The following is a 24,236-nucleotide window of genomic DNA, read 5'->3' on the forward strand; positions in this document are numbered from 1 at the left end:
AAGAGAGTGGAACGATATTTCCTGCGCAAATATGTGATGCCATTGAAAAATGACTATCACCATTTGCCTATTGAAAAAAGCGCAAATGAAAATATCGAATATATTTGGCAATGTTGGCTGCAAGGCATAGAGCAAGCTCCAGACTTGGTAAAAATGTGCTTGAACTCTGTAGAAAAATACAAGAAGAGCAACCAAAAGAGAATCATCATTACGGCAGAAAACTTTGCAGACTATTTGACCTTGCCAACAACCATCATTGAGAAATGGAGAAAGGGAAATATCAGCAATACACAGTTTTCTGATATTTTACGTATCAATCTCTTAGCAAGATATGGAGGTTATTGGATAGATGCAACTTGCCTATTAACCCAATCTACCCCCGAATGGATGGATAAGCAACCACTATTCATGTATCATGCGTATGGGGAGTTTGCTTTTACACAAATACAAAGTTGTTTTATGCATGCTAAACCAAACAACTATATAATGCAAGCATGGTGTTTGCTAATGAATACGATGTGGCTTCATGAAAAGAAACTACTACATTACTTTCAACTCCATCTGATGTTCAAGGCTCTCATTACTTCAGACTCTAAAGCAAGAGAAGATTTTCAGAAAATGCCTGTTGTTTCTGAGAAAGAGACGCAAGCTTTGATGAAATTCATTTTGTCAGGAACACCAAACAACCAACAAGAGTTAGCAAAAATCAAAGAAAAATCTTTTATGCATAAACTCACCTACAAGAAAGAGATTCCTGATGAATTCTTTTCATTCTACAAGTCAATAAATTAAATAAAACATCCATTATGAAAAAAATAAAAGTTAGTATCCTTGTATCTACATACAATTGGCCGGAAGCCCTGGAACTTTCGATAAGAAGCATGTTTGCACAGACCATACTTCCAGATGAGATAGTCATTGCAGACGATGGTTCCACACAAGACACAAAGGATTTAATAGACAAATTAAGGAAAGAAACAACCATCCCTATCAAGCATGTATGGCATGAGGATAAAGGCTTTCGCAAAACAATCATTTTGAATATGGCCATAGCCCAAATCACAGGCGACTATATCCTGCAAGTAGATGGAGACGTGGTACTGTCATCACATTTCGTGAGCGACCATCTGGAGCTTGCAGAGAAAAATTATTTCGTATGCGGAAGTAGAGTTAAGCTTTCTCCCGAAGTAACCCATCGCATCATGGCATCAAAGAATTTCAAGCTGAATATCTGGAACATGCCAACAAGTTTTCTGCTCAACAGTTTCCGCTCCAAATTCTTACGCCATTATATGGCCTTGAGATACGCCAAGAAGATAGACCATCTCCGCGGCTGCAACATGGCCTTTTGGAAAGAAGACCTCATCAAAGTAAATGGCTATAATGAAGACCTCATGCAATGGGGACATGAAGATGGAGAAATCGCATTCCGCCTTCACTTCGCAGGAGTCAAGAAGAAAGCTTTGAAAATGGGTGGCGCCGTATATCACCTCTACCACAAAGAAGCATCAAGAGACAATGAGCAACGCCATTTCACGGAACTCGAAAAAGTTAAGAAAGAACACCTGTCCTGGTGTGAGAACGGTATAGATAAATATCTCAGATAACAGATAAACTCTTTTAAAAACTTTGCCTTTGACAAATAAGAGCATCAATCAAAGGCAAAGTTTTACAATTCTATCATCTGCAGAATCTAATGAAGATTATAATTTATTCTATACCAAAAAGCTCGCAGTTGAAACCAAAGGTAAAACAATAAATTATATTTTTGTGTTTTAGCCACATCCTGTAGCGTATGATAAGCTCGTTTATGCCACATTTCCAACATTTCACTTGACCCCATATCTATAATATTATCAACTAGAGCCTTATATTTAGAGTAGCAAGATTTATATGATTCCTTTTGACTTGCCAATCCACCTACCCTTGGCGAATAATAATAAAGGACATCAGGTATTACTTTTAAATATTGCGCCTTAAGACAATATGCCAGAGCAAAGATTTCATCTTCTCCCAAACAAATATTCTCATCAAAACGCAAATTATACTTTTCAATTAAATTTCTCCTAAAAATTTTATCGAAAGCATAACCCAAAACATTATAGCCTGTATCATTCTTACACAAAGACAACATTAATTGTTCTTTTTCTATTTCATTAACAGCACATTGCCTTCTCAATGATAAACTCATAGAACTTTCATCATTATATCTAAGAAAAAAGCCAAAAAAGAGAACATCAAATCCCTGCACTTGCTCCATAAGTGTGGCCAAATAATCGGAAGTTACCCAATCATCAGAATCAACGAAGCATACATACTTACCTACACTTTTATCCAATCCAACATTACGAGCCGCACTAACTCCCCTATTTATCTGGTGAGTAACATGGATACGCCTATCCATCAGAGCATACTCATCACAAATAGCTCCTGAAGCATCAGTACTTCCATCATCTATCAAGAGCAATTCAAAACTAATAAAAGTTTGAGACAAGATGCTATCAATACAGCGTCTTAAATATTTCTCTACATTATATATAGGAACTATTATACTTACATCAGGTATATACTTACAAGATTTTTGATTTATAATCGATTGCGATCTTTTAATTATATTTTCAGACTCCATTATACTGATTTTTATTTTTTTCTATCACTTTTGCAACAATCAACATTTGGTACGTACCCATCAACAAGGCATAAACAAGCCCAGGCACACCATCACGCCACCCACCTTTTAGAATATAAGCCTTAAACATACGAAACACTGGACGCAAGAATAGTTTACCAACACCATATTGCTTGTCCTTCCGGCGCTCTACCTCATAGTCGCTATAGGTGTTGTTCTTGCGCATGATGTCGGCAATGCTGTCGTTGGCAAGATGCTCGAAGGCCAGCTCTTCCCAGTTGCGGGGAACCCGATATACAACACCATCTACTACCGGCGATGTATGGATTACCGGCGGCCAATGGGTCTTGTCCTTTCTGAAGAAGCGCAGAATGTAGTCGGGATAGCTGCTGTGCATAAAGCGACCCATGAAGTAATTCTTTCTCGGGATACTGATGCCGTCCGGACACTGAGCCTCAGCTATCTTCGCATAGAGATAATCATGAAGCGCCGGCGTGACAAGCTCATCAGCATCCACAACCAAGACCCAAGGATGGGAGGCTGCATCTATCGCAAACTGGCGTGCCGGTTCTACTATAGAAACTCCTTTTTTCTTGAATGTTACTATCTTGCACCCATAACGCTGGGCTATCTCAAGCGTGTCGTCCATGCTTTCCATATCACAGATGACTATCTCATCAAAGTCCTTGACGGAGTCTAGGACTCTCGCCAGGAACTTTGATGCGTTGTATGTATTGATAACTACAGATATCTTGTTATTGTTCATGTCTCTTTGGCTATTGATACTTTACGTTTATCTTTCTGGGGGGCTACCTAAGATTCTACTGTTGTGACTGATTGCCAACCACCAGTTCGTTCTTCGTCATTCTCTCCATATACGACTGGATAATGGCCTTCACCTCGCGCTCCATGGCTTTGCGAACGGCAGGTTCCTTGTCGGCAACATTATTCTCCAGCAGCAGGTCGGTGCGGAAACGATAGAGTGCCTTGGTCTGCTGACCATCCCACTGCAAGAGATAATCGCCCTTTACATACTGATAGAAACCATTGTTATAGTTCACCGCCCAAGTATCCTTGGCTGGCGTGGTAAGCAGGTCGATGCCGAAGCCCACATACTTCTTGTCATAACCCAGATAGCTCAATACCGTAGGCATGATGTCTATCTGCTGGGCAATGGCATCACGCATGCCCGGCTTGAACTCGCCGCTAGGGTCGAAGAAGATGATTGGCGAACAGAAACCACCCAAATCGGTCTGATAATAAGCATGGTCGCTCAGGTTGGTATGGTCGGAAGTTATCACAAAGAGGGTATTCTTGTACCAAGGCATCGTCTTCGCCTTGGCGAAGAACTTACGCAAGGCATTGTCTGTATAACGGATGCACTTATGGATGACGATACCCTCTTCTGGGAATACTTTCTTATACTGTTCTGGGATTACATACGGATGATGCGAAGAGGCAGTGAAGAGTGCTGTCATAAACGGCTGCTTCATCTCGCCCATCTTCGTGGCATAGAACTGCATGAAAGGCTCATCCCAGATGGCCCAGGTGCCATCAAAGTCCTTGTCGCCACCAAATCGCTTGTCGGCATTGTATTCTGTACGACCGAAATAATCGGTGAATCCCGTGGTGCGGGCGAATGCCTGGAATCCCATGGAACCATTCTCTGCTCCATGGAAGAAGGCTGAATAATAGCCTTTCTTCTTCAATTCGCCAGCCAAGCCACTCACATTGTTCATGGATGCCGGGGTAAGGAAGAACGGCTCCACAAACATCGGGATGCTGGAAAGGATACTAGGCATGCCGTCGATACTCTTTCTACCATTGCAGTAGGAATAAAGATAGGTGGCACTATGCTGCATCAGGGAATCGACAAAAGGAGTATATCCCTTGTATTTGCCGTTTTCCAGCCACTTGTTGAAGCCGCCGATATACTCACGGCCAAAGCTCTCGATGATGATGACCACCACATTCTTCTTGCGCTTCACGAGCGTATCAGAAGGGGTATGGATAGGAGAATAGATGGCATTGAGCTGCTTCTCCGTATAGTAATCCGGTACTACGAAGACTGGCTTGTCGATGGTACGGATGATGGAGAACGGAGTATTCAGCACGATGGCAGCCTCCTGCGGACGGTTTACATACTGATTGGCATTGCTGATGGTGATAGGGCGAACTGCCGTGGTGAAACCTCCACGCATACCTGCTACGCAGAAAGGTACGAACACCGCCAGACAAAGAAGATGAACGCCATAATAAGTCAACAATCTCTTTGGCTGATAAGGACGGGAAGCCTCAACTGGTAACTTGCCCTTTGGCATGCGATAAAGAAACCACAAGCCTGCTATCAGGATGATGCCAATCAGCACCAGATACCAATGGTTGAGAATCTCAACACCAAAGATTCCACCCAGATTCTTCTCGTTTCTAAACTCAGAGAACACGGTAACCGTGGTACGGCGCGTGGTGTATTTAAAATAAACACAATCCACCAGATTTGCTATAATGCAGATGGAATTGCAGATTACGAACACCCACTTCGCCATCTTCTGATACCAGTTCCGCTCCTTGTAATGGATAGGGAAAAGCATCAAAAGCGCATACAGAGCATTGGTATAGAGAATGGCAGAGGTATCAAAATACCAGCCGCCATGAAGCATCTCGCCAAAGGCGCCCCATGTCATCGCTTCGGAAAACACACTCCAGTTGGTCGCCAGGAAAACCAGGCGGCATATCTCATACACCACATAAACCAGCACCATATTGATGACGAAGCACAAAGGCGCTGAAAACAAGTTTCTCTTCAGTTTCATCTTTCCTATTTCTATTTCTATTTTTATCTTTTATCTTTGTTCTTTTCTATTTTTATCTTTGTTCTTTTCTATTTTTCAATCTTCCTTTTCAGCCTATTCCCTTCTACTTTTCTATCTTCCTTTCTGCATAATCCTTGGTAGACATCTCGTAGATGAGCTTAAACCATATCAGCACGCAAGGCAATGCCTTCAGGGCGTAAGGCTGCACATAGTTCTTGCGAATAAACGCAGGGAAAAGATCGGATGGCGACATGCTCGTCAGGATAAAGGCAAACACCATCAGGGCAATATCCCAGCGGCTACGCTTCCATGGAGCCGTGATATACCAGATTGCTACGCCCAGGAGAGCGATGATGTAAGTGCTTGATTCGCTGCCCGTACTAAACAGGACAACAAACATCAATACCGATGCCAGGAAAGCATAGCGGAAGGCGATGTTGCCATACTGCCTGATACGCAGATAAGGATAACAGAACGCCAATATGCCCGGAACTATCAGCCAAAGGTCGGAATAAGTGGCAACATGAGAAATCTTGCGCACCAAACCGAGCAAGGACTGGTTCTGAGCACAACTGAACATATTCTCCATATTCTTGCCCGTAAGGCTGACGTGCCACTCCTTATACTGGTCGATGATATACTCTGGACTGGTTATCGCCATAGGCAGGACAAAGAACAGGGCTGCCCATCCTATCAGTGCAGCCACAAACTTCACCTTGTGCTTGGAAAAGAAAAAGAATGCCAGCCCCACGATGCCATACAGCTTCACGAAGGTTCCTATCATGATGAAGCAGGCTGCCGTAATATCCTTTTCTTTCTCTACGCAATAGAACGAAGCGATGATGATGGCGGCAATGATGATGTTAAACTGGCTCATAAACAATGCCGTGAGCAACTCATGGGCACAGAACCAATAGCAGAATATCTGCTTGCCCTGACGCAACGGCAGCTTACGGATGGCAACAAACAGGGCCAGCGTCATCAGTACATGCCAGAACAGCAAACCCAACGGATGGGGCAGCACGGCAAAAGGAGCAATGATGATGCTGAAGAACGGACCATAGTGGTTCGAATCGAAAAACTCCGAAGGATACTGGGCATACAATGATGTCTGCTCCCAAGCATGCCAAAAAACATACTTGAATATTAAGAAGTTATTACACTTGTGGATTTTAGTCAATGCAGACACCACACCCAGAATCAACCAGAGTCCCAGCAGGGTGCGAGGGTCGCTAAAGAAAGGGCGACCGAAAAAGCGCCTGATACCTGCCAGCCACTGGCAATTCTCCATTTTTGTACTATCCATTCTATCTGTCTTGTTATGATTACTTTATTTAGGGGGCAAAATTACGCAAATTCCACGTAATTAGCAAATAAATCCATATTTATTTTGAGAAATCAGTTTTTTAATATACCTTTGTCCCAATAATTAAAGAAAAAACAAAAAGATGAACATAGGATTCGATGCTAAAAGAGCGGCACAAAACCGCACGGGATTAGGCAACTACAGCAGGTTTGTCATCAGGATTTTGTCGGAGAAATTCGCCGGCAATCAGTATCATTTATATACTCCCAAGCCTCATCGCATGCCCTATCTCCAGGAGATACCAACACTCAAGCACCTGTTTCTCCATTTTCCGCCCCAAGGAATATGGAGCAGGATCCGCTCGCTCTGGAGAGTTTGGGGTATCACAAAAGATATACAAAAGGACGGCATCCAAATCTTCCATGGCTTGAGCAACGAGCTTCCGCTCAACATCGGAACTCCCGAGCAGCGAAAGATGAAGGCTGGCGGCAAGGGATGCAAATACATCGTCACCATTCACGACCTCATCTTTATCCATACTCCCCAATACTATCATTGGATAGACCGGCAGATATACAACTTCAAGTTCCGCCGTGCCTGCCGGTGTGCAGACCGCGTGATAGCCGTCAGTGAATATACCAAGCAGGAAATCATGCACTATTACCATACTCCGGAAAGCAAGATAGACGTGGTTTACCAGGGCTGCGACCCAGTTTTTTCACAGGAAATAGAAGAAGGAAAGCTGCAGGAAGTAAAGGCAAGATACCAGCTTCCCGATAAGTTTGTACTCTATGTGGGAAGCATCGAGGAGCGAAAGAACCTGATGCTGGTGGCGAAAGCCATGGCAGAACTGAACAGAAGAAACAGAAGTCAGGGAAATCAGGGAAGCTTGGAAAGTCAAGGAAGTCAAGGAAATCAGAATCAGGCACAGAATCAGGATGCAGCAGCCATTCATGTGGTAGCCGTGGGTCGCCGCACGGTCTATGTTGACCAGATACAGGATTTCCTGAAGGCACAGGGCATAGATTATCTGTTTCATTTTTATCATCAGGTGCCTTATGCCGACCTGCCATCATTCTACAAATGGGCATCCACCTTTGCCTATCCTTCCAGAATAGAAGGCTTCGGCATCCCGCTGCTAGAAGCCATCAGCAGCGGAGTTCCTGCCATCGGATGCACCGGTTCGTGCCTGGAAGAGGCTGGCGGGCCAAACAGCATCTATGTGAATCCTGATGATGCGAAAGGCATGGCTGATGCCATCTTACGCACCTGCACGGATGAACCCCTAAGGCAGCACATGATAAGCGAAGGAAAAAAATATGCGCTCAATTTCTCGGACGAGAAACTGAGCCACGACCTGATGACAGTTTATGAGAGCCTATCAGAATAAAGGTTCTCATAAACTTTCTATTGTAATCCGATTCTTTAAGCCAGCCCTTTATATCCTTTCTTCGATAAAGTATCGAGGGCGGCGCTTCACCTCGGTATAAATCTTGCCGATATAAACGCCCGTGATGCCTACACCCGTGGTGATGATGCCACCGATAAACCACATGGAAACGAGCAGGGAGGTCCAGCCCTGGATGGTCTTGCCCTGGAAATGCTCCACCAAGGCAAAGATAATCATGATGAAGGCTACTAAAGTCATCGCCAGACCCAGGAAGGTGATAAACCTCAAAGGTGCCACGGAGAAAGAAGTGATGCCATCGATACTGAAGCTCAGCATCTTGGTGAGCGGATACTTGCTCTCACCTGCCTCGCGTGCCTTACGATCGTAATAGACGAATCCCTCACGGAAGCCCAACTGGCGGACGATGGATCTGAGAAAGAGATTGCGCTCGGGATACTGCATCAGAGCCTTCAGAGTTCGGTTGGTCATCATGCGGAAATCGGCATGATTGTAAACCGTCTCCTTATCCACACTCTGCATCAGCTTATAGAAAGCCTGGGCGGTGAATCGCTTGAAGAAGGTATCGGTCTTGCGCTCCTTGCGCACACCGTAGATGATATCCTTGCCTTCCTGCACCTGGCGCACCATGTCTATGATTACATTCTCATCGTCCTGCAGGTCGGCATCGATGCTTACCATCGCATCGCAATGATCCACAGCCGCCTCCATTCCTGCCCAGAGCGCATTCTGATGGCCGCGGTTATGGGATAACTTGATGCCATGCACATACCTGTGCTCCTTGGCAGCATCCGAAATCATCTGCCAGGTATGGTCACGACTTCCGTCGTCAACAAGGAGCAATCCCGTGTCGGCGTCAGTCTCTTTCTTGATGTTTTTTATCAGATTGCCAAGCACCTCCAGGGTTTTCGGCAGCACTTCTTCCTCGTTGTAGCAAGGAATTACTATTAATATTTTCATTATTTCTTCCTCTTTCACGATACTTAATCTATATAGGTTGCAAAATTACGAAAAACTATCAAAAACGCCAAATTATTTAAAGACTATCTTGTTTCTGAATTTTCCGATACCTTGAAATTCTTTTATGATTCCTTCCAAACTCTTCTCTTGAGCCACAATGCTAAAATGGGGTCACTCATTTCCAAATGTTTAGGGGCAGGTATCGTAATCAGATCTTTCACCATCAAGGACTTCTTAAGGCGAGTTACATTGGCAGCAGTACCTAGGCGATAGGTTTCCAATATTGCCGTCTGCGTGAAACCAGTATGTACTCCATTGGTAATGGCATGCAGGAAATTCATCTGATAGGCAGAAAGGTCTTCTGTCTGCTGGATAAACAAAGGCTCGCAGGCATCCAGCAACCGGTCTATTCCATATTTCAAGTCCTCTTCTGTAGCTACAGAATCATCTTGCACTCGCAACCATACAAACCATGCCAACTGCTGTACATAAGAAGAATATCGGTCTGTTACCTGACAGATTTCACGAGCCAACTCTTCTGAGATATGCTTGCCAGTAGATTCGAAACGTTGACAGATATACTCCACCCAGTCTTTCTCGCTAATCTTATTCAGATAGAAGAAATCACCAAAGCGATAGAATGGGTAACTGGCATTCTGGAACATCTGTTCCATCATGTGTTTCTTGCTTCCATAAAGGCAGTAAGATACATGGCTCTGTAATTGCCATACGCTACGGAGCTTCTTCTGGAAGGTCAATGAATCAGGGAAATCGCCTATCTGCTGAAATTCATCGATGCAGACTACGATATGACAACCTTTAGACCGAGCTATCATTTCCGGAAGTCTCAAAACCTCTTCTGTTGTATTGTTACCTGCATTATACTCCAATGCCAAAGAAAAATCAGTCAAAGGATCTTGTCCTATACTGATTTTCGGAACAAAACGGCTTAAGAACACCTTGGCATTCTCCATCCATTCTTCCCATTTTGAAGAAGTAGCCCGAACCACGGCCGTGGCAAAAGCATTGATAAAATCATTCTCAGAGCGACAGCCGAAGGCATCTATACGAGCTATCCTGATGTCTTCGCTCTCTACAAGCGAACACACCTTATCCACCAATGAAGTCTTACCCATACGACGAGGTGAAATCAAAATCGTATTCACTCCATACGTAAAGTTCGCCTTCAGGCGTTCTGTTTCCTCTCTACGGTCGGTAAAGGAATCTCCCTCCACACGAACACCGAACACAAACGGAGCTTCTTTACTTTTTCTCATAATCACTACCTTATTTTATACTATACAGCTTTTCTTCTGCAAAGAAAATGCAAACGAGCGCAATGAAAGCTTGCTTTCAAATTGCCGAGTGCAGCTTTTCTTCTGCAAAGATAGCAAAAAAAAACAAATTAAACAAGGTTGTTTAAAACAATGTTGTTTAAAGCCATCTTTTTTTGCAGAAACAGCGATTCTTCGTCTGATAAAAACATAAAGTTTCATAAATTATACCCTAGGGTATAATACCTTTGGGTATAATTTTGTAGAGAATCAAGACTTTAAGTATATGAACAAAATACCATTCTAATATGGTTCTATCGCAGAGAATCCATTCTACCGTTTTGGACAGATGATGACATTGAAGAAGATAGCTAAGGAATACTGAATTCGCAGAAACTTCACCACTTCCATTTCATCTGTATCTCCAAATCGGTTTGATGTGAGGCCGCTATCTCCTGTAATCCGGTGGAAATATGGCTCCGGTCGAAATAGCGGGTAGTGCCCAGTTTGGCGATAACCAGCAGATGCTTGCCTATTTCCGAACGGGCCACCAGGGCACAGCGGATGCCCTCGCCATAGAAGCTGCTGAAACTCATCTGATAAAGCAGGCCGGGTTCGTAGACATAGATGCGACTGCTGAAATCCTGCGTATGGAAATAAGAAAAACTGCCCGATAGCCTCAGCCAATGCCAGCAATAACTCAGGTTCTCGTTCAGCAGATATCCCTGGCTGGGGTTCGCACCATCTGCATCTTTCTGGCTTGACTTCTCGCCCATCTCCTTGCTCATCGTATAATCCACACTCGTCTTGGCACTCCAGTTTTCATCAGCAAAGGTGGCATAAAGGCGCCATCGCCCGGTGGTGGTTCCCGCCTTCTCCTTATAGCGCAATCGGGTGCCCAGCATCCATCTTTTATTGGGCTGATAGAGGATATTGAGCAGATGGTCCCAGCATTGCGTGCTCTGCTTGGTATGATACTTGGGCCACACGAAATAGGCAAAGTCGCTATAGCCGGTGATGCTCCAGCGATGAGCCGGAACCCACGTAAAGCCCAGATAGGCTCCATTCTCATCCTGCACATCGCTCCCCTCAGAAAAGCTGTTGCTGAAAAGCGAGTAATAGCGGGCGGAATAGAACCGATGCAAGGCAAGCAGAGAGAAATGGTCGGAAAAGAGATAGGAGGCGGCATTGAGGGTGGCGATGGCTCCACAATTGCCCGTCGCCATTTCGCCTGCGATGGTCCAGCGGTGGGAAACGTAGCCATAATCCACACTCGCATTCCAGAAGTTATAGCCCTGGGGGGCAAATCGCTTATACAGCTGCGACTGGTCGGGCGTAAGCGGAAGGGAGAAAGAGGTATAGAAGCCTGTTGCCCCGATATGCCAGCCCTGGTTGCGATAGTTGATGTTTCCGCCCATCAGAGTATTGGAGGCGATGTTCTGCTTCGCGATTTCCTTCAGGGTGCGATGCAGTCCGGTCTTCTGGATGGTCTGGATGCCGCCCTTGTCGGAGAGCGTGGCATCTATCTTGCGATAAGAGAAGAAAGCGGTCAGGTCGAGACCTTTCAACAAGGTATAGGTGGCAGCTGCTCCCTGCAGATAATTGGCAGAAGACCGGGAGGAATGAACCCGGATGCGGTTGGTGGCGCTTCCCAGGGAGGAAAGCACCGAGAGTTTGCCGAAGCTGAAATCGTTGTTGAGTATCAGTCCCAAGCCTTCGTGCAGGCGGTATCTGCCCAGGGTGATGTTCTTCCAGCGCCCCAGTTTCTTTACTTGCAGATAGAAGGAGTAGAAATCATAGCCCAGGTTGTTCTTGCCGGTGCCAAAGGGTTCGCCCGCATCCTGCGACCCCACAACGCCCAGCTTTACATAGTCGCCATACCTGAACTGATAGCGCAACCAATGCTTGTATTTATAGCCCATATAGCCATTGGCATCGCCCTTTCTTTCGTAGAAAGGCACCTTCAGCATGCCCATCGCCTCATGCTTTCCATATTTGATGATATTCCTGATACTGGGGAAATCAGACTTCTTCTGGTCAGCATCTACATAGAAGAAATGCTCCATCAGCTGTCGCTGATACCAGCTGATGCTCGGAATCAGGGTGAGTTCCATCATGCTTTTCATTCCGCCATAGCGATAAACGTAAGCCTGGATATCTTCCACCTGCGAAGGGGTAAGAAAGGGCAAACGCTCCATCTCCTCGCGGGTAGCCGCATTCAGGTTTATCGGATGCTGCGCCCATTCCTCCAAATCTTCCTCGTAATCCTCCCAGGAAGTATGCTCGAAATCCTCGGTTTCCGAAAGTTCAGAAAGTAGCTGCTGCCACGACTGTGCGCTTCCCGAAAAGGCATGGAATAGCAGGGAACTGCCTACCAGAAACAGTTTCAACAAGAATTGGGTTATGGGCTGCCAACGTTTCATCTATAGGCAAACGATTATTAAATTTCCCCAAAGTTACCATGTTTTTCTGAAAATAAGTAAGAAAAAGGAAAGAATCTTTCTCTAAATGAGAAATAATCTGTAATTTTGCGGCGTGATTAGCAAGATAGAGGGGCTTACACCTTATTATATATAAGACAAATGGATAATTAAGATGGATTTCATGAAACAGAAAATATTATTCCTGCTGGCGATGCTCTTCTGCATCAGCCTGCAGACAATGGCGCAAACCGATGGCGACAACCCTGAAGACAGGGAGGTGGATATGGATACTCCTACCTTAGAACCGATGGTGAAGGTGGGAAAGGTGCTGCTGGATAAAGACAGCATTCAATACGTGCAGGTGAACAACGTGTATGTTTATCCACAGCCTGTGTTCAAAAACGCCAAGGAAAGAATGGCCTACAACCGACTGGTGTATAACATCAAGAAGGTGTTGCCGATAGCCAAGGAGGTGAGAAAGATTATCATCGAGACGGGCGACTATCTGGAGACCCTTCCCAACAAGAAGGCGAAGGATGCCCACATGAAACTGGTGGAGAAGGACATCAAGCAGCGATACACACCAAGAATGAAGAAGCTAACCTATGCACAGGGCAAGCTCTGCATCAAGCTGGTGTATCGTGAATGCAACTCTTCTTCCTATCATCTTATCCAAGCCTTCCTGGGTCCTATCCGTGCCGGCTTCTACCAGGCCTTCGCCGCCCTCTTCGGTGCCAGCCTCAACAAGAAGTACGATCCGAACGGAGTGGATAGACTGACGGAAAGAGTGGTGAAACAGGTGGAATCTGGACAGATATAAAAAGAAATGTCCCTAGAGAAAAACAGCTTTCTCTAGGGACATTCTTTTTTTTATTCCTCCGTATAAAGCACCTGAATCATGGTCTGACCCACTGCCTTCAATACATTCTTATCCAAATGAGCCATGTCATCGATTACCGTATGCCAGGTAGGACCGAAACTGCTCTGCTGGCAATCTGGGTAATATGCTATCACATCGATGGTTGGAATCTTCGCCTTCTGGTTCACAGGGATGTGGTCGTCGGTAATCATACCACCATCACTCTTAGGGAAATAACTGCCGTAACCAACCTGGCGGGCTGCAGCCCAAACCTTCTTCACAATGCCACCGGCATACTGCATCGACATGCCCTCGCGGTAGAACTTGGCACCCTGACCGCCTACCATATCGAGAAGAATGCCGTAACGAGGATTGTAACTATCCGGCTTGTTCTCACTCCAATACTGGGCACCCAGTGCCCAAGAGTCACCATCATCCTGAACATCAGCCCACTGAGGCGTGCCCCAGTCTTCCGTATCGAAACATACGAAATCAACACCGATATTCGGATTCAACTTCTTGTCTACCTGCAACTGGCGGGCCAGCTCAAGCATCACGGCCACACCGCTGGCACCATCGTTGGCAGCCAGCACAGGCTTGCGCCAATTGGTACTGTCGGGATCATTATCAGCCCAAGGACGACTGTCCCAATGGGCACAGAGCAGGATGCGGGTCTGCGCCTTCGGGTTATAGTGGGCGATGATATTGGTATTCTTCAATATCGTGCCATCATAGCCCTTCAGGTCGGCCTTCTGGGTCTCTACCTCGCATCCAAACTGCTTGAATTTGCTCACAATCCATTCGCCACACTTATCGTGCGCCTCGCTGTTCATCACACGAGGACCGAAATCGCATTGCACCTGGCAATAAGCCAGCGCCGAATCGGCATTGAAGGCAGGACCTACGGGATTCAGCTTCTCGGCTTCCTCTACCTCCTGAACCTCAGGCGAACTCGAACTGTTCGCATTCTTATAGCTGATGGTACCAGCCACCACTCCGGCAGCCACCACCAAGCCCAAAATTATCTTCATTTTCTTCGTCATCGTATTTACTTTGAACTTTCAGATTTGAACTTTGAACTTTATGATTACTTAATAACTATCGAATTCTTCACTCTTCGTTCTTCACTTTCCAAAGTTCTGCACCTGCGTCATCACTCTGAGCCAGTTACCTCCCCAAATCTTGGCGATGTCCTGCTCGCTGTACTTGCGGCGCAGCAGCTGGAGGGTGAAGTTGATGAGTTCAGAAGAGTCGGCAAGTCCGCGGATGCCTCCATCTCCATCGAAATCGGTACCGAGACCTACGTGGTCGATGCCCATCACGTCGATGGCATGCTCCAGGTGGGCGATGGCATCCATGATGTCTGCTCCTCCCTCCTTGCGCAGGAATCCGTGGTAGAGCGTGGTATGCGCCACACCGCCACGAGCCGCCAGGGCACGCATCTGGTCATCCGTCAGGTTGCGGGGAACATCGCAGAGCGCACGGCTGCTGCTATGGCTGCACACAATAGGGGTCTGACTGATTTCGAGCGCATCGTAGAAGCTCTTCTCGCCGGCATGACTCAAATCTACCATGATGCCATGGCGGTTCATCTCCTGAATCACCTTGGCTCCGAAACTGCTCACGCCATTGTGGGTGTTGCAGCCACGGGCACTGTCGCAGATGTCGTTGTCGCCATTGTGACAGAGGGTGATATAGACGATGCCGCGCTGGGCAAAATGCTTCACGTTGCTCAGGTCATGCTCCAGGGCTAGACCGTTTTCTATGCCCAGCATGATGCTCTTTCTGCCCTTTCGCTTATCGCTGTAGAGATCGGTAGGCGTGCGGGCGATGCTGAGATACTGGCTGTTCTTGCTCACTATCTCCTCTATCTTGTCGAAGATGAGGTCGGCATACTGCGCCGGTCCCTGCACATCGAAAGCCACCTTGCTGCTGAAGCTCTCGCCTATCTTAGGCTGCGGCAGATAGGCCACCATGGTGGTGGCATCCTGATGGCCGTCGGTCATCTTATGCAAATCCACAAGGATACGGGAATCACGATGGTCGAACTTGATGCCCTGCGGGAAGAACATCGGCGTATCGCAATGGGTATCGAGGGTAAGAATGCGCTTATGCAACTGCTTGGCTGCATAGAAATTATTCGCCTGGTTTACAAGCCACAGGAAAAGCTTTCCGCCATCCTCGCCGAGCCATTCCGGATGCCACTGCACACCGAGAATCTGCTTATACTCGCTGCTCTCTATCGCCTCGATGATGCCATCGGTAGATTTGGCGATGATGCGCATGTGCTTGCCCGGCTCGCTCACCGCCTGATGGTGGAACGAGTTGACGAAAATCTTCTCTACCTCATATATATTATATAAGGTGGAATCTTTCTTGATTTCAACACTGTGGGTAGGTTCCGAACGGTCGGCATCCTGACTGTGCTTCACCTGCTGCTTGATGTCCTGATACACCTTTCCGCCCAGGGCAATGGCCAAGGTCTGGATGCCGCGGCAAATGCCGAGCATCGGAATCTGACGGTTGAACGCCAGACGGGTGAGCATCAATTCTGCCGCATCACGCTCCTGGTTGATGTTATGAAGACGAGGCGAAGGCTCTTCGCCCATCCACAGCGGGTTATGGTCGCCGCCACCGGTGAGGATGAGACCATCCAGATGCTCCAGGGTATTGACGATGACTGAACTGTCGGCAACAGGGGGAATGATGACAGGCGTTCCGCCCGCCGCAATCACCTGCTTGTAATAACGGTCGCGAAGCGTAGCATCAATGCCTTCATAGTTGGCAGAGATGCCAATCAGGGGCTGACGCTTCGCTTCGGGAAAAGAAGAGTACGCACCCTTGAGATGCGACTCCAAGTCAAATGTTTCCATTTGTTTATTTCTAAATACAAAAAAATTACTCTTCCTCCAAAAGAACAGGCACCTCACGCTTGATACTCTGCTCAAGCGAGATGAGAGTTTCGGTAGAAACTACGCCTGGGATAGCCTGGAGCTTGTTGTTGAGCAGGTCCATGAGCTGCTCGTTGTCGCGGGCATACAGTTTGAGAAGCATGGTGTAAGAACCGGTTGTGAAGTGGCACTCCACAATCTCAGGAATATTCTGCAGTCTTTCTACCACCTTCTTATACATATTACCACGTTCCAGGTTAAGTCCCACGTATGTGCAGGTGGAATAACCCAGGCTCTTAGGGTTTACATCGAAACCGCTACCTGTGATGAAACCATCCTCCATCAAGTGCTGTACACGCTGATGGATGGCAGCACGAGAAACTCCGCATTCAGCGGCTACGTCCTTAAAAGGAATACGGGCATTCTTTGAAAGGATGCCGAGAATCTTTCTGTCAAGATTGTCTATTTTTTCCATTTCTTTTTCTATTATTATGTTTGCTATTTCAAGGTATTTCTATACCAGATAGCAAAATTAATAAAAACTATCGAAACAGACAACAAAATGCACGAATATTTTGCAATATCCGTGCATTTTGTTGTTTTTTATACTGATTTTAACCAAAAAATCAGTTTTTCTCTTCTAAAAGACCATTACTTTCTCTTCTTAGAGCCAGCTTTCTTGGCAGCAGACTTAGCTGATGCTTTTGCCACCTTCTTCTCTGCTCCTACGGCTACATTTTCCTTCAACTCGCCAGCAGGCTCAGCCTTAACCTCAGGCTTAACGATGCTGACAAGCTCCAGGTCGAAGACCAAAGTAGAGTATGGAGGAATCTGACCTGCCTGACGCTCGCCGTAAGCCAACTTGTAAGGGATGTAGAGCTGCCACTTGCTGCCTACAGGCATGGTAGTGAGCGCCTCGGTCCAACCCTTGATCAGATTGCCGGCACGGAACTTATCGGTCTTGGCACCGCCATGCTTGGATGTTGCATCGAATACGGTACCATCAATGAGACGGCCCTCGTAGATAACCTCCACCTCATCGGTAGCCTTAGGCACCTCGCCCTGGCCAGCCTTGATCACCTTATACTGCAATCCGCTAGGCAACACCTTTACACCAGGCTTCTTGGCATTCTCGGCAAGGAACTTCTCGCCAGCGCCCGCCAAGATCTGAGTCTTGAACTCGCCTGCCTTCTTCTCTGTGAAGAGGGTAGTATCATTGGCAAGAGCTGCCACGAAACCACGGCTGAACATCGCTGCATCGATAGAATCCTTGGCACTCTTCAATTCCTCACGGGTTCCAGGCAGGATGCGCTGGTTCACCATCTGCGCAATCTGCATACCCACGATGTAGGCAGTGCCCTGAGGAGTATTAGCCTTGGCGATAGCCTCCTCGTAACCGCGGATGAAATCTGCCATGTAAGCAGTATCTACCTGATAACTCTGCTGGATGAATGGAATCAAGCCACGTGTGGCATGAACACCAGCTGCATAACTCAACGAATCGCTCTCTGTGGCAAGAACCACAGGAGTTACCTTCTTTACATTCTTTTTCTTCTTTGCTGCACTAACAGTAAACAAAGAAGCACTCGCCACGAGGACGAGTGCTGTCATTAGATATTTCTTCATTTTTTATAAGTCCTCTACTCAAAATGAGTTCACACAAAAATTACTTGCCACCTACAGAAATCAACTCAATCTTGAAGATCAATACTGAGAATGGCTTGATCTGACCCTGCTCGCGCTCACCGTAAGCCAACTGCTGAGGGATGTAAACCTCCCAAACAGAACCTGCCGGCATGTGAACCAAAGCCTCGGTCCAACCCTTGATAACCTGGTTAGCACGGAGATCTACAGCCTGACCACGCTTGAAAGATGAATCGAATACCTTACCGTCGATAGTCTTACCCTCGTAGTTAACCTTTACCATAGATGTATCCTTTGGCATAGGGCCGTTACCCTCCTTGATTACCTTATACTGAACACCTGAAGGAAGAGTTACCACTCCTGGCTTCTTCTTGTTGGCAGCGAGGAACTTCTCACCAGCCGCCTTGTTAGGACCATATTCCTTCTCCATGTTCTTAGCCTTGATGGCCATCATCTTAGCCTGAGCCACCTGAGCAGCCTGCTCTACGGTCATCAAGCCTTTCTTGCCAGTAGTACCGGTGATGAAACCTGCCATGAAGTTCTTCAAAGAGATAGTCTTGGTTGAGTCGTCGCCGAAAACCTCGTGGTTGATACCCTTAACCATCTGGTTAGAAATCTGCTGACCAATCTGGATACCTGCGTAGTAAGCAGCCTTCTTCTTGTCGTCACCAGCGTTGGCACCGTCGTTAAGACCCTTGATAAAATCATCCATGTAAGCGGTATCCACGCCCATGCGCTCTACCATAAACTCCTTCAGACCCTGAGTCTGAGACATACCCATGGCATAGCTCATTGTATCAACATCGTTCTTGAGATCTGCCTTTGGAGTAGAATTGCCACATGCTACGAATGTAGCGGCAACACAAGCCACGAGGGCTCCGAAAAATAATTTTTTCATCTTTTCTGTTATGTTTATATTCTTTGTTCTCTTATATATGCGTCTATATTATATACGTCTCATCCGTGAGAATTACTTCACAGCAACGAGCTCTACATCGAAAATCAATGCTGAGAATGGAGGGATAGATGCACCTGCACCACGCTCGCCGTAACCCAACTGATAAGGGATGAAGAAACGATACTTCGCACCCTCGGTCATCAACTGAAGGCCCTCTGTCCAACCAGCGATTACCTGGTTCAATGGGAAGGTAGCTGTCTGACCACGGTCGTATGAGCTATCAAACTTAGTACCATCGATGAGTGTACCCTCGTAGTGGCACTCCACCTGGTCGGTAGCCTTAGGAGCTTTACCGTTACCCTCGCGCAAAATCTGATACTGCAAACCGCTCTTAGTAGTGATGATACCATCCTTCTTGCCGTTCTCGGCAAGGAACTTCTCACCAGCCTCCTTGGCAACCTTACCCTTCTCGGCAGCGGCAGCCTGAGCCTTAGCCTCCTGCTCTGCGAAGAAGTTCTGTACCAACTCCTGAGCCTCCTGCTCATCAAGCTGGAGCTTACCGGCAATCGCATCCTTTACAGCCTGTGCAAAATCATCAATGTTCAAACTCTCTGCACCCATAGAAGCCAACTGGCGACCGATGCCAATGCCTAAAGCATAACTTACTTTATCCATAAATTTATCTTATAACTTTGTTTAATATTCTATATTTTATACTTATTGTCCTTAAAACGAGTGCAAAGATAACATTTTTCTTGCTGAAAACGATGCTATTTAAAGAAAAAATTGTAAATTTGTGCATTCTTAATAGAAAGATTAAGAAAATATGAATAAATAAAACGTGATAAGATGAAGAAACTCGTATTTTTAACCGGCGCTGGTATGTCTGTGGAGAGTGGTTTCAAAACTTTCCGTGGCAATGATGGATTGTGGGAAAACTATCCTGTGGAACAGATAGCAACCCATGAGGGATGGGAGGCTGACCCTACCCTAGTGACTAACTTCTACAATATGTTGCGCCATAAGCTCTATGCCGCTCAACCCAACGAGGGACATCTGCTTATCAAGGAACTGGAGAAGGATTTCGACGTGACGGTGATTACGCAGAACGTGGATAACCTGCACGAGAAGGCGGGCTCCAAGAACGTGATCCATCTGCATGGAGAACTCTCTAAGGTATGCTCTTCACGCGACCCTTACGACTATCGCTACGTGAAGGAATTGCCAGAAGATGACTGCGAGGTGGAACCTGGCACCAAGGCTGGCGATGGCAGTTTGCTGCGCCCGTTCATCGTCTTCTTCGGCGAGAGCGTTCCGATGATAGAACCTGCTGCCGAAGCGGTGCAGCAAGCCGACATCTTCGTCATCATCGGCACCTCACTCAATGTGTATCCTGCCGCAGGCCTGATTTCATACACCAAGCCTCATATCCCTATCTATCTGATAGACCCAGGTGCCGTGAACACCAATGGATACTACAAGATTCAACACATCATGAAGGGGGCTTCTGCCGGCATGAAGGAACTGACTGAAATACTAGAGAAATAAATAGAATTGGAAAAAATCTAGAAATTATCAAAGCATAAAAACTGAAAGAGGAGGCATCAACCGATGTCTCCTCTTCTGCTTTTATTGCCTTTTGGCTTTTTTGTATTATATCGAAATGCCGATTATGCCGATGCTCTCGTTCCCATACGTGCCTCGGCTACGTTTACCACGTAGTCGCCGAGCTTCTCGCACTCCTGAATGATATCCATATACAGGGTGCCTACGCCGTAAGTGTAGAGATGGTTATCCACATCGTCCAGATTCTGGTTTCTCAACTGCGTACGGAAGTTGTTGATTTCCGTCTCAATATTATAGGTATGGTTCATGTTGATAGTCTGGCGATCGTGGGCAAACATATAGTTCATCTGAGTCAATGACTCATCTACCAGCTTAAACATCTGATGGATATTCTCATTCTGCTTTGCCGTGAACTCTTCCTTGTTCTCTCCCTTGCGCTTGATGGTGCGGGCAAGATTGTAGCAGCTGTCACCAATACTCTCTATCTCAGAAATAGCACGCAACATCGAACGGATCTTCGCCTTGGTATCATCGCTGAGATGAGCATCGCTCACCTGGTCGAGATACTTGGCTATCTCTATCTCCATATTATCGGAAATACCCTCGTACTTCTCGATGCGCTCATATAGCTTATCGAAAGTCTTGGCATCCTGGGTATCCAGCAACTCGTTCACCATACTGAACATACGGTGGATGCGCTCGCCGAAACTGCCAATCTCCTTCTGTGCCTCGAAGACCGAAAGCTCCGGTGTCTTCATGATACCCGACTGGATAAAGCGCAGGCGGAAATCCTCATCCTCCTTGTCAGCCTTAGGCTTGATAAGCTGGCAAACCACCTTTTCCAACTGCGGGATAAACCAGATGAGCACGCCCGTGTTGCAGACATTGAAGCAGGTGTGGAACATCGCCAGAACGATAGGCAACAGAGTAGCCTTCTGGGCTGCCGACATGCTGCCATTAGGATCATAACCCACAATAGAGCAAACGAAATCTACGAAAGGATAGAACAGGCAGAGAACCCAGATTACACCAAACACATTGAACACCAGATGCGCCAAGGCTGCACGGCGGGCCTGTGCATTGGCACCCAAGGCTGCAAGATTGGCAGTGGCTGTGGTTCCGATGTTCTCACCCATCACCAGGGCAATGCCCAGATAGATAGGGAGTACGCCCGTAGAACAAAGCAGGATGGTAATCGCCATCACCGCTGCCGAACTCTGCACGATGCAGGTGATAAGCGTACCTATCAGCAGGAAGACCACGATGGTGAAATGGCTCTTCGTATCGAAGGAACCGAAGAAGTCGATAACTGCCGGATTATGCTCCAGGTCGAGTGCCTTACCCGCACTGCTCAACAATACGAGCGAGAAGAAGAGGAAGGCGATACCAAAGAGGAAATCTCCGAAATAACGGCGCTTCTTGCTATATATCAGCATGATGCCGAGGAAGAACGCCGGGAACACGACAATGGTTAAATCTACATTATAACCCAGCGACATAATCCATGCCGTAAAGGTGGTACCGATGTTGGCACCCATAATCACGGAAATGGCCTGCGCCAAGGTGAGCAAACCCGCATTCACGAAAGAAACCGTCATGACGGTGGTTGCAGAGGAACTCTGAACGGCACAGGTAATAAAGGTACCGGTAAGCATTCCCGTAAACCGGTTGGTAGTCATCGCTCCTAAAATGTGGCGCAACTGAGATCCTGCCATCTTCTGCAAGGCCTCACTCATCACCTTCATACCATAGATGAGCAACGCCAGAGAACCGAGAATCTGAAAAAAAATCACAAGATATTGACTTGTATCCATAATTAATTGTATTTGTGGAAATGTTTGTTACGTTTCGGTTGCAAATATAATAAGAAATCCGCTGATTACGAAATATCTGTGACGGATATTTCAAATTGTAACAGCATTGTAACATCAAAGGCGTTTCCAATCCCCCAAAAAAGCAGAAACATCGCTGTAGAAAAGAAGAAGCATACACCTTTCCTCTACGCTTCTTCTACTCTGAAAAAAGGAGAAAAAGGCGGATTTTGCAGCCGATAATGTTACATATTTGATAAAAAACAAAAAAAGTTGCCAATAAACTTTGTAGTCTCCATTTTTTTTTGTTTCTTTGCCTTATAAAACTATTAACAGTCATATAACAGACATCATTATGGGAAAAGGTAAAAAAGGCGGCAAGAGAATGAACAAGGCGCAGCTCACCGAGATTCTGCAGGAATTCTTTGCCCAAAGGCCGGGCGAAACGCTCAGCTTTAAAGAAATATTCCGTTCCCTCCATCTCACTACGCATCCGCTCAAGATGCTGGCTATCGACATCATGGAGGAAATGGCATGGGATGACTATCTGGCTAAGGTAAGTGACAACTCTTACAGACTGAACCAGAGTGTCCAGGTGATGGAAGGCAAGTTTGTAAGAAAGGCAAACGGTAAGAACTCCGTCATCCCGGATGGCGAGGAGAATCCTATCTTCGTTTCCGAACGTAACTCGATGGGAGCGCTCAACGGCGACCGTGTGGAATTCACCTTCCTCGCACGCCGAAAGAACCACATCAAGGAGGCGCAGGTCAACAAAATCCTGGAACGTGCCAAGGATACGTTCGTGGGACGACTGAAAGTGGATAAGGATCTGGCTTACCTCGTTACACCGAGCGACGTATTCGCCCACAACATCATCATTCCTAGAAGAAAGGTGAAGGGCGGAAAAACCGACGACAAGGCGGTGGTTCGCATCATCGAATGGCCAGACGGAGAAAACAAGAGTCCTATCGGTGAGGTGGTGGACATCCTCGGCCAAAAGGGCGACAACGATGTGGAGATGAACTCCATCCTCGCACAGTATGGTCTGCCTTACAAGTATCCGAAGAACGTTGAGGATGCTGCCAACAAGATTTCGGGCGAAATCACCGAACAGGATTACAAGGAACGTGAAGACTTCCGCAAAGTGTTCACCTGCACCATCGACCCGAAGGATGCCAAGGACTTCGACGATGCCTTGAGCATCCAGAGATTGGAGAATGGCAACTGGCAGGTGGGTGTTCACATCGCAGATGTTTCGCACTACGTCACGGAGGGCAGCATCATCGACAAGGAAGCCGTGAAGCGTGCCACTTCTGTCTATCTCGTAGATCGCACAATCCCGATGCTTCCAGAGCGTCTCTGCAACTTCATCTGTTCACTTCGTCCTAACGAGGAGAAGCTGGCATATAGCGTCATCTTCGAACTCGACAACAATGCCGAGGTGAAGAACTACCGCATCGTGCACACCGTCATCGAGAGCGACCGACGCTATAAATATGAAGAGGTACAGGAACTCCTCGAAGCCAATGGCGTAGTGGATGGAACCGGCGAACCAGCTCCGGCAGAAACCAAGGAGCATCCATACCAGGGTGAGAACGCTCTACAGCTCATCACCCTTGACAGACTGGCAAAGAAACTTCGTGCCGCTAGATTCAAGAACGGTGCCGTGAAGTTCGACCGAGAGGAACTGCATTTCGATATCGACGAGAAGGGTAAACCTATCAGCTGCTACTACAAGCGCTCTAAAGATGCCA

At 46.7% G+C, this 24,236-nt stretch carries 20 protein-coding genes (1 of these 20 only partly in view); 6 read left to right on the top strand and 14 right to left on the bottom strand.

The features are described from left to right. The first annotated feature begins 6 nt into the window (after positions 1-6). Both V8Z93_RS02185 and V8Z93_RS02190 read left to right on the top strand, forming a co-directional pair. On the top strand, positions 7-792 hold the full coding sequence (locus V8Z93_RS02185; protein ID WP_294857617.1) for a capsular polysaccharide synthesis protein: 786 nt from the start codon (positions 7-9) through the stop codon (positions 790-792). 14 nt (positions 793-806) lie between these two features. Beyond that, positions 807-1,607, top strand: coding sequence for a glycosyltransferase family 2 protein (locus V8Z93_RS02190; protein ID WP_439432263.1), 801 nt, complete (start codon positions 807-809; stop codon positions 1,605-1,607). An 86-nt stretch (positions 1,608-1,693) separates the two neighbouring features. On the opposite strand, the gene V8Z93_RS02195 is transcribed toward V8Z93_RS02190, so the two are convergent. The 4 genes from V8Z93_RS02195 to V8Z93_RS02210 form a co-directional block, all read right to left on the bottom strand. Beyond that, on the bottom strand, positions 1,694-2,629 hold the full coding sequence (locus V8Z93_RS02195) for a glycosyltransferase family 2 protein (protein WP_439432264.1): 936 nt from the start codon (positions 2,627-2,629) through the stop codon (positions 1,694-1,696). Beyond that, positions 2,619-3,395, bottom strand: a complete 777-nt coding sequence (locus V8Z93_RS02200) for a glycosyltransferase family 2 protein (protein WP_439432265.1) — start codon at positions 3,393-3,395, stop codon at positions 2,619-2,621. The genes V8Z93_RS02195 and V8Z93_RS02200 overlap by 11 nt, the downstream gene beginning before the upstream one ends. 55 nt (positions 3,396-3,450) lie before the next feature. Continuing rightward, positions 3,451-5,442: an LTA synthase family protein gene (locus tag V8Z93_RS02205; protein ID WP_439432266.1), complete on the bottom strand. Its 1,992-nt coding sequence runs from the start codon at positions 5,440-5,442 to the stop codon at positions 3,451-3,453. A 103-nt stretch (positions 5,443-5,545) separates the two neighbouring features. Beyond that, positions 5,546-6,748, bottom strand: coding sequence for a glycosyltransferase family 87 protein (locus V8Z93_RS02210; RefSeq protein WP_439432267.1), 1,203 nt, complete (start codon positions 6,746-6,748; stop codon positions 5,546-5,548). Positions 6,749-6,890: 142 nt separating this feature from the next. On the opposite strand from V8Z93_RS02210, the gene V8Z93_RS02215 reads away from it, so the two are divergent. Continuing rightward, a complete protein-coding gene (locus V8Z93_RS02215) occupies positions 6,891-8,138 on the top strand; it encodes a glycosyltransferase family 4 protein (RefSeq protein ID WP_439432268.1) in 1,248 nt (415 codons plus the stop codon). Positions 8,139-8,186: 48 nt separating this feature from the next. On the opposite strand, the gene V8Z93_RS02220 is transcribed toward V8Z93_RS02215, so the two are convergent. From V8Z93_RS02220 to V8Z93_RS02230, 3 genes are all read right to left on the bottom strand, one after another. Further along, on the bottom strand, positions 8,187-9,116 hold the full coding sequence (locus tag V8Z93_RS02220; protein WP_439432269.1) for a glycosyltransferase family 2 protein: 930 nt from the start codon (positions 9,114-9,116) through the stop codon (positions 8,187-8,189). Between the two features lie 122 nt (positions 9,117-9,238). Beyond that, entirely contained in the window at positions 9,239-10,393 is a 1,155-nt protein-coding gene (locus V8Z93_RS02225) for an AAA family ATPase (protein WP_439432270.1), read from the bottom strand. Positions 10,394-10,788: 395 nt separating this feature from the next. After that, entirely contained in the window at positions 10,789-12,783 is a 1,995-nt protein-coding gene (locus tag V8Z93_RS02230; RefSeq protein ID WP_439432271.1) for a helix-hairpin-helix domain-containing protein, read from the bottom strand. A gap of 211 nt (positions 12,784-12,994) precedes the next feature. Here V8Z93_RS02230 and V8Z93_RS02235 point away from each other — a divergent pair, with 211 nt between their 5' ends. Further along, positions 12,995-13,633 carry a DUF4294 domain-containing protein gene (locus tag V8Z93_RS02235; protein WP_439432272.1) on the top strand — a complete coding sequence of 213 codons (639 nt, stop codon included), beginning with the start codon at positions 12,995-12,997 and terminating at the stop codon, positions 13,631-13,633. Positions 13,634-13,683: 50 nt separating this feature from the next. Here V8Z93_RS02235 and V8Z93_RS02240 read toward each other — a convergent pair whose 3' ends face one another. The 6 genes from V8Z93_RS02240 to V8Z93_RS02265 all read right to left on the bottom strand — a co-directional run bounded on the left by V8Z93_RS02240 (position 13,684) and on the right by V8Z93_RS02265 (position 19,780). Beyond that, the gene (locus tag V8Z93_RS02240) at positions 13,684-14,715 is read right to left on the bottom strand and encodes a M28 family peptidase (RefSeq protein ID WP_439432273.1); all 1,032 of its coding nucleotides are present in this window, start codon (positions 14,713-14,715) and stop codon (positions 13,684-13,686) included. Between the two features lie 81 nt (positions 14,716-14,796). After that, a complete protein-coding gene (locus tag V8Z93_RS02245; RefSeq protein WP_439432274.1) occupies positions 14,797-16,545 on the bottom strand; it encodes a membrane dipeptidase in 1,749 nt (582 codons plus the stop codon). A gap of 25 nt (positions 16,546-16,570) precedes the next feature. Next, entirely contained in the window at positions 16,571-17,038 is a 468-nt protein-coding gene (locus tag V8Z93_RS02250; RefSeq protein ID WP_089544771.1) for an Lrp/AsnC family transcriptional regulator, read from the bottom strand. A 176-nt stretch (positions 17,039-17,214) separates the two neighbouring features. Beyond that, positions 17,215-18,189: an FKBP-type peptidyl-prolyl cis-trans isomerase gene (locus V8Z93_RS02255; RefSeq protein WP_203041127.1), complete on the bottom strand. Its 975-nt coding sequence runs from the start codon at positions 18,187-18,189 to the stop codon at positions 17,215-17,217. 40 nt (positions 18,190-18,229) lie between these two features. Then, positions 18,230-19,105 (bottom strand): FKBP-type peptidyl-prolyl cis-trans isomerase, encoded by an 876-nt coding sequence (locus V8Z93_RS02260; RefSeq protein ID WP_203041128.1) that lies wholly within the window; start codon positions 19,103-19,105, stop codon positions 18,230-18,232. 72 nt (positions 19,106-19,177) lie between these two features. Beyond that, positions 19,178-19,780, bottom strand: coding sequence for an FKBP-type peptidyl-prolyl cis-trans isomerase (locus V8Z93_RS02265; RefSeq protein ID WP_439432275.1), 603 nt, complete (start codon positions 19,778-19,780; stop codon positions 19,178-19,180). Between the two features lie 174 nt (positions 19,781-19,954). Between V8Z93_RS02265 and V8Z93_RS02270 the strand changes: the two genes are divergently transcribed. After that, entirely contained in the window at positions 19,955-20,653 is a 699-nt protein-coding gene (locus V8Z93_RS02270; RefSeq protein WP_439432276.1) for an SIR2 family NAD-dependent protein deacylase, read from the top strand. 122 nt (positions 20,654-20,775) lie between these two features. On the opposite strand, the gene V8Z93_RS02275 is transcribed toward V8Z93_RS02270, so the two are convergent. Then, positions 20,776-22,485, bottom strand: a complete 1,710-nt coding sequence (locus V8Z93_RS02275; RefSeq protein WP_217765216.1) for a Na/Pi cotransporter family protein — start codon at positions 22,483-22,485, stop codon at positions 20,776-20,778. Between the two features lie 352 nt (positions 22,486-22,837). Between V8Z93_RS02275 and rnr the strand changes: the two genes are divergently transcribed. After that, positions 22,838-24,236, top strand: partial view of a ribonuclease R gene (rnr, locus tag V8Z93_RS02280; protein WP_439432277.1) — the 5' portion only. It continues 902 nt past the right edge of the window; only the first 1,399 of its 2,301 coding nucleotides appear in the window; the start codon lies at positions 22,838-22,840; the stop codon falls past the right edge of the window.

Origin of the sequence: Segatella copri (assembly GCF_051861805.1) — a bacterium.
Lineage (GTDB): Bacteria > Bacteroidota > Bacteroidia > Bacteroidales > Bacteroidaceae > Prevotella > Prevotella copri_M.

What these genes read in the sequence shown, in the direction of transcription:
- V8Z93_RS02190 (WP_439432263.1), top strand. Translation starts at nt 807, where the DNA reads ATGAAAAAAATAAAAGTTAGTATCCTTGTATCTACATACAATTGGCCG.
- V8Z93_RS02195 (WP_439432264.1), bottom strand. Translation starts at nt 2,629, where the DNA reads ATGGAGTCTGAAAATATAATTAAAAGATCGCAATCGATTATAAATCAA.
- V8Z93_RS02200 (WP_439432265.1), bottom strand. Translation starts at nt 3,395, where the DNA reads ATGAACAATAACAAGATATCTGTAGTTATCAATACATACAACGCATCA.
- V8Z93_RS02205 (WP_439432266.1), bottom strand. Translation starts at nt 5,442, where the DNA reads ATGAAACTGAAGAGAAACTTGTTTTCAGCGCCTTTGTGCTTCGTCATC.
- V8Z93_RS02210 (WP_439432267.1), bottom strand. Translation starts at nt 6,748, where the DNA reads ATGGATAGTACAAAAATGGAGAATTGCCAGTGGCTGGCAGGTATCAGG.
- V8Z93_RS02215 (WP_439432268.1), top strand. Translation starts at nt 6,891, where the DNA reads ATGAACATAGGATTCGATGCTAAAAGAGCGGCACAAAACCGCACGGGA.
- V8Z93_RS02220 (WP_439432269.1), bottom strand. Translation starts at nt 9,116, where the DNA reads ATGAAAATATTAATAGTAATTCCTTGCTACAACGAGGAAGAAGTGCTG.
- V8Z93_RS02225 (WP_439432270.1), bottom strand. Translation starts at nt 10,393, where the DNA reads ATGAGAAAAAGTAAAGAAGCTCCGTTTGTGTTCGGTGTTCGTGTGGAG.
- V8Z93_RS02235 (WP_439432272.1), top strand. Translation starts at nt 12,995, where the DNA reads ATGAAACAGAAAATATTATTCCTGCTGGCGATGCTCTTCTGCATCAGC.
- V8Z93_RS02240 (WP_439432273.1), bottom strand. Translation starts at nt 14,715, where the DNA reads ATGACGAAGAAAATGAAGATAATTTTGGGCTTGGTGGTGGCTGCCGGA.
- V8Z93_RS02245 (WP_439432274.1), bottom strand. Translation starts at nt 16,545, where the DNA reads ATGGAAACATTTGACTTGGAGTCGCATCTCAAGGGTGCGTACTCTTCT.
- V8Z93_RS02250 (WP_089544771.1), bottom strand. Translation starts at nt 17,038, where the DNA reads ATGGAAAAAATAGACAATCTTGACAGAAAGATTCTCGGCATCCTTTCA.
- V8Z93_RS02255 (WP_203041127.1), bottom strand. Translation starts at nt 18,189, where the DNA reads ATGAAGAAATATCTAATGACAGCACTCGTCCTCGTGGCGAGTGCTTCT.
- V8Z93_RS02260 (WP_203041128.1), bottom strand. Translation starts at nt 19,105, where the DNA reads ATGAAAAAATTATTTTTCGGAGCCCTCGTGGCTTGTGTTGCCGCTACA.
- V8Z93_RS02265 (WP_439432275.1), bottom strand. Translation starts at nt 19,780, where the DNA reads ATGGATAAAGTAAGTTATGCTTTAGGCATTGGCATCGGTCGCCAGTTG.
- V8Z93_RS02270 (WP_439432276.1), top strand. Translation starts at nt 19,955, where the DNA reads ATGAAGAAACTCGTATTTTTAACCGGCGCTGGTATGTCTGTGGAGAGT.
- V8Z93_RS02275 (WP_217765216.1), bottom strand. Translation starts at nt 22,485, where the DNA reads ATGGATACAAGTCAATATCTTGTGATTTTTTTTCAGATTCTCGGTTCT.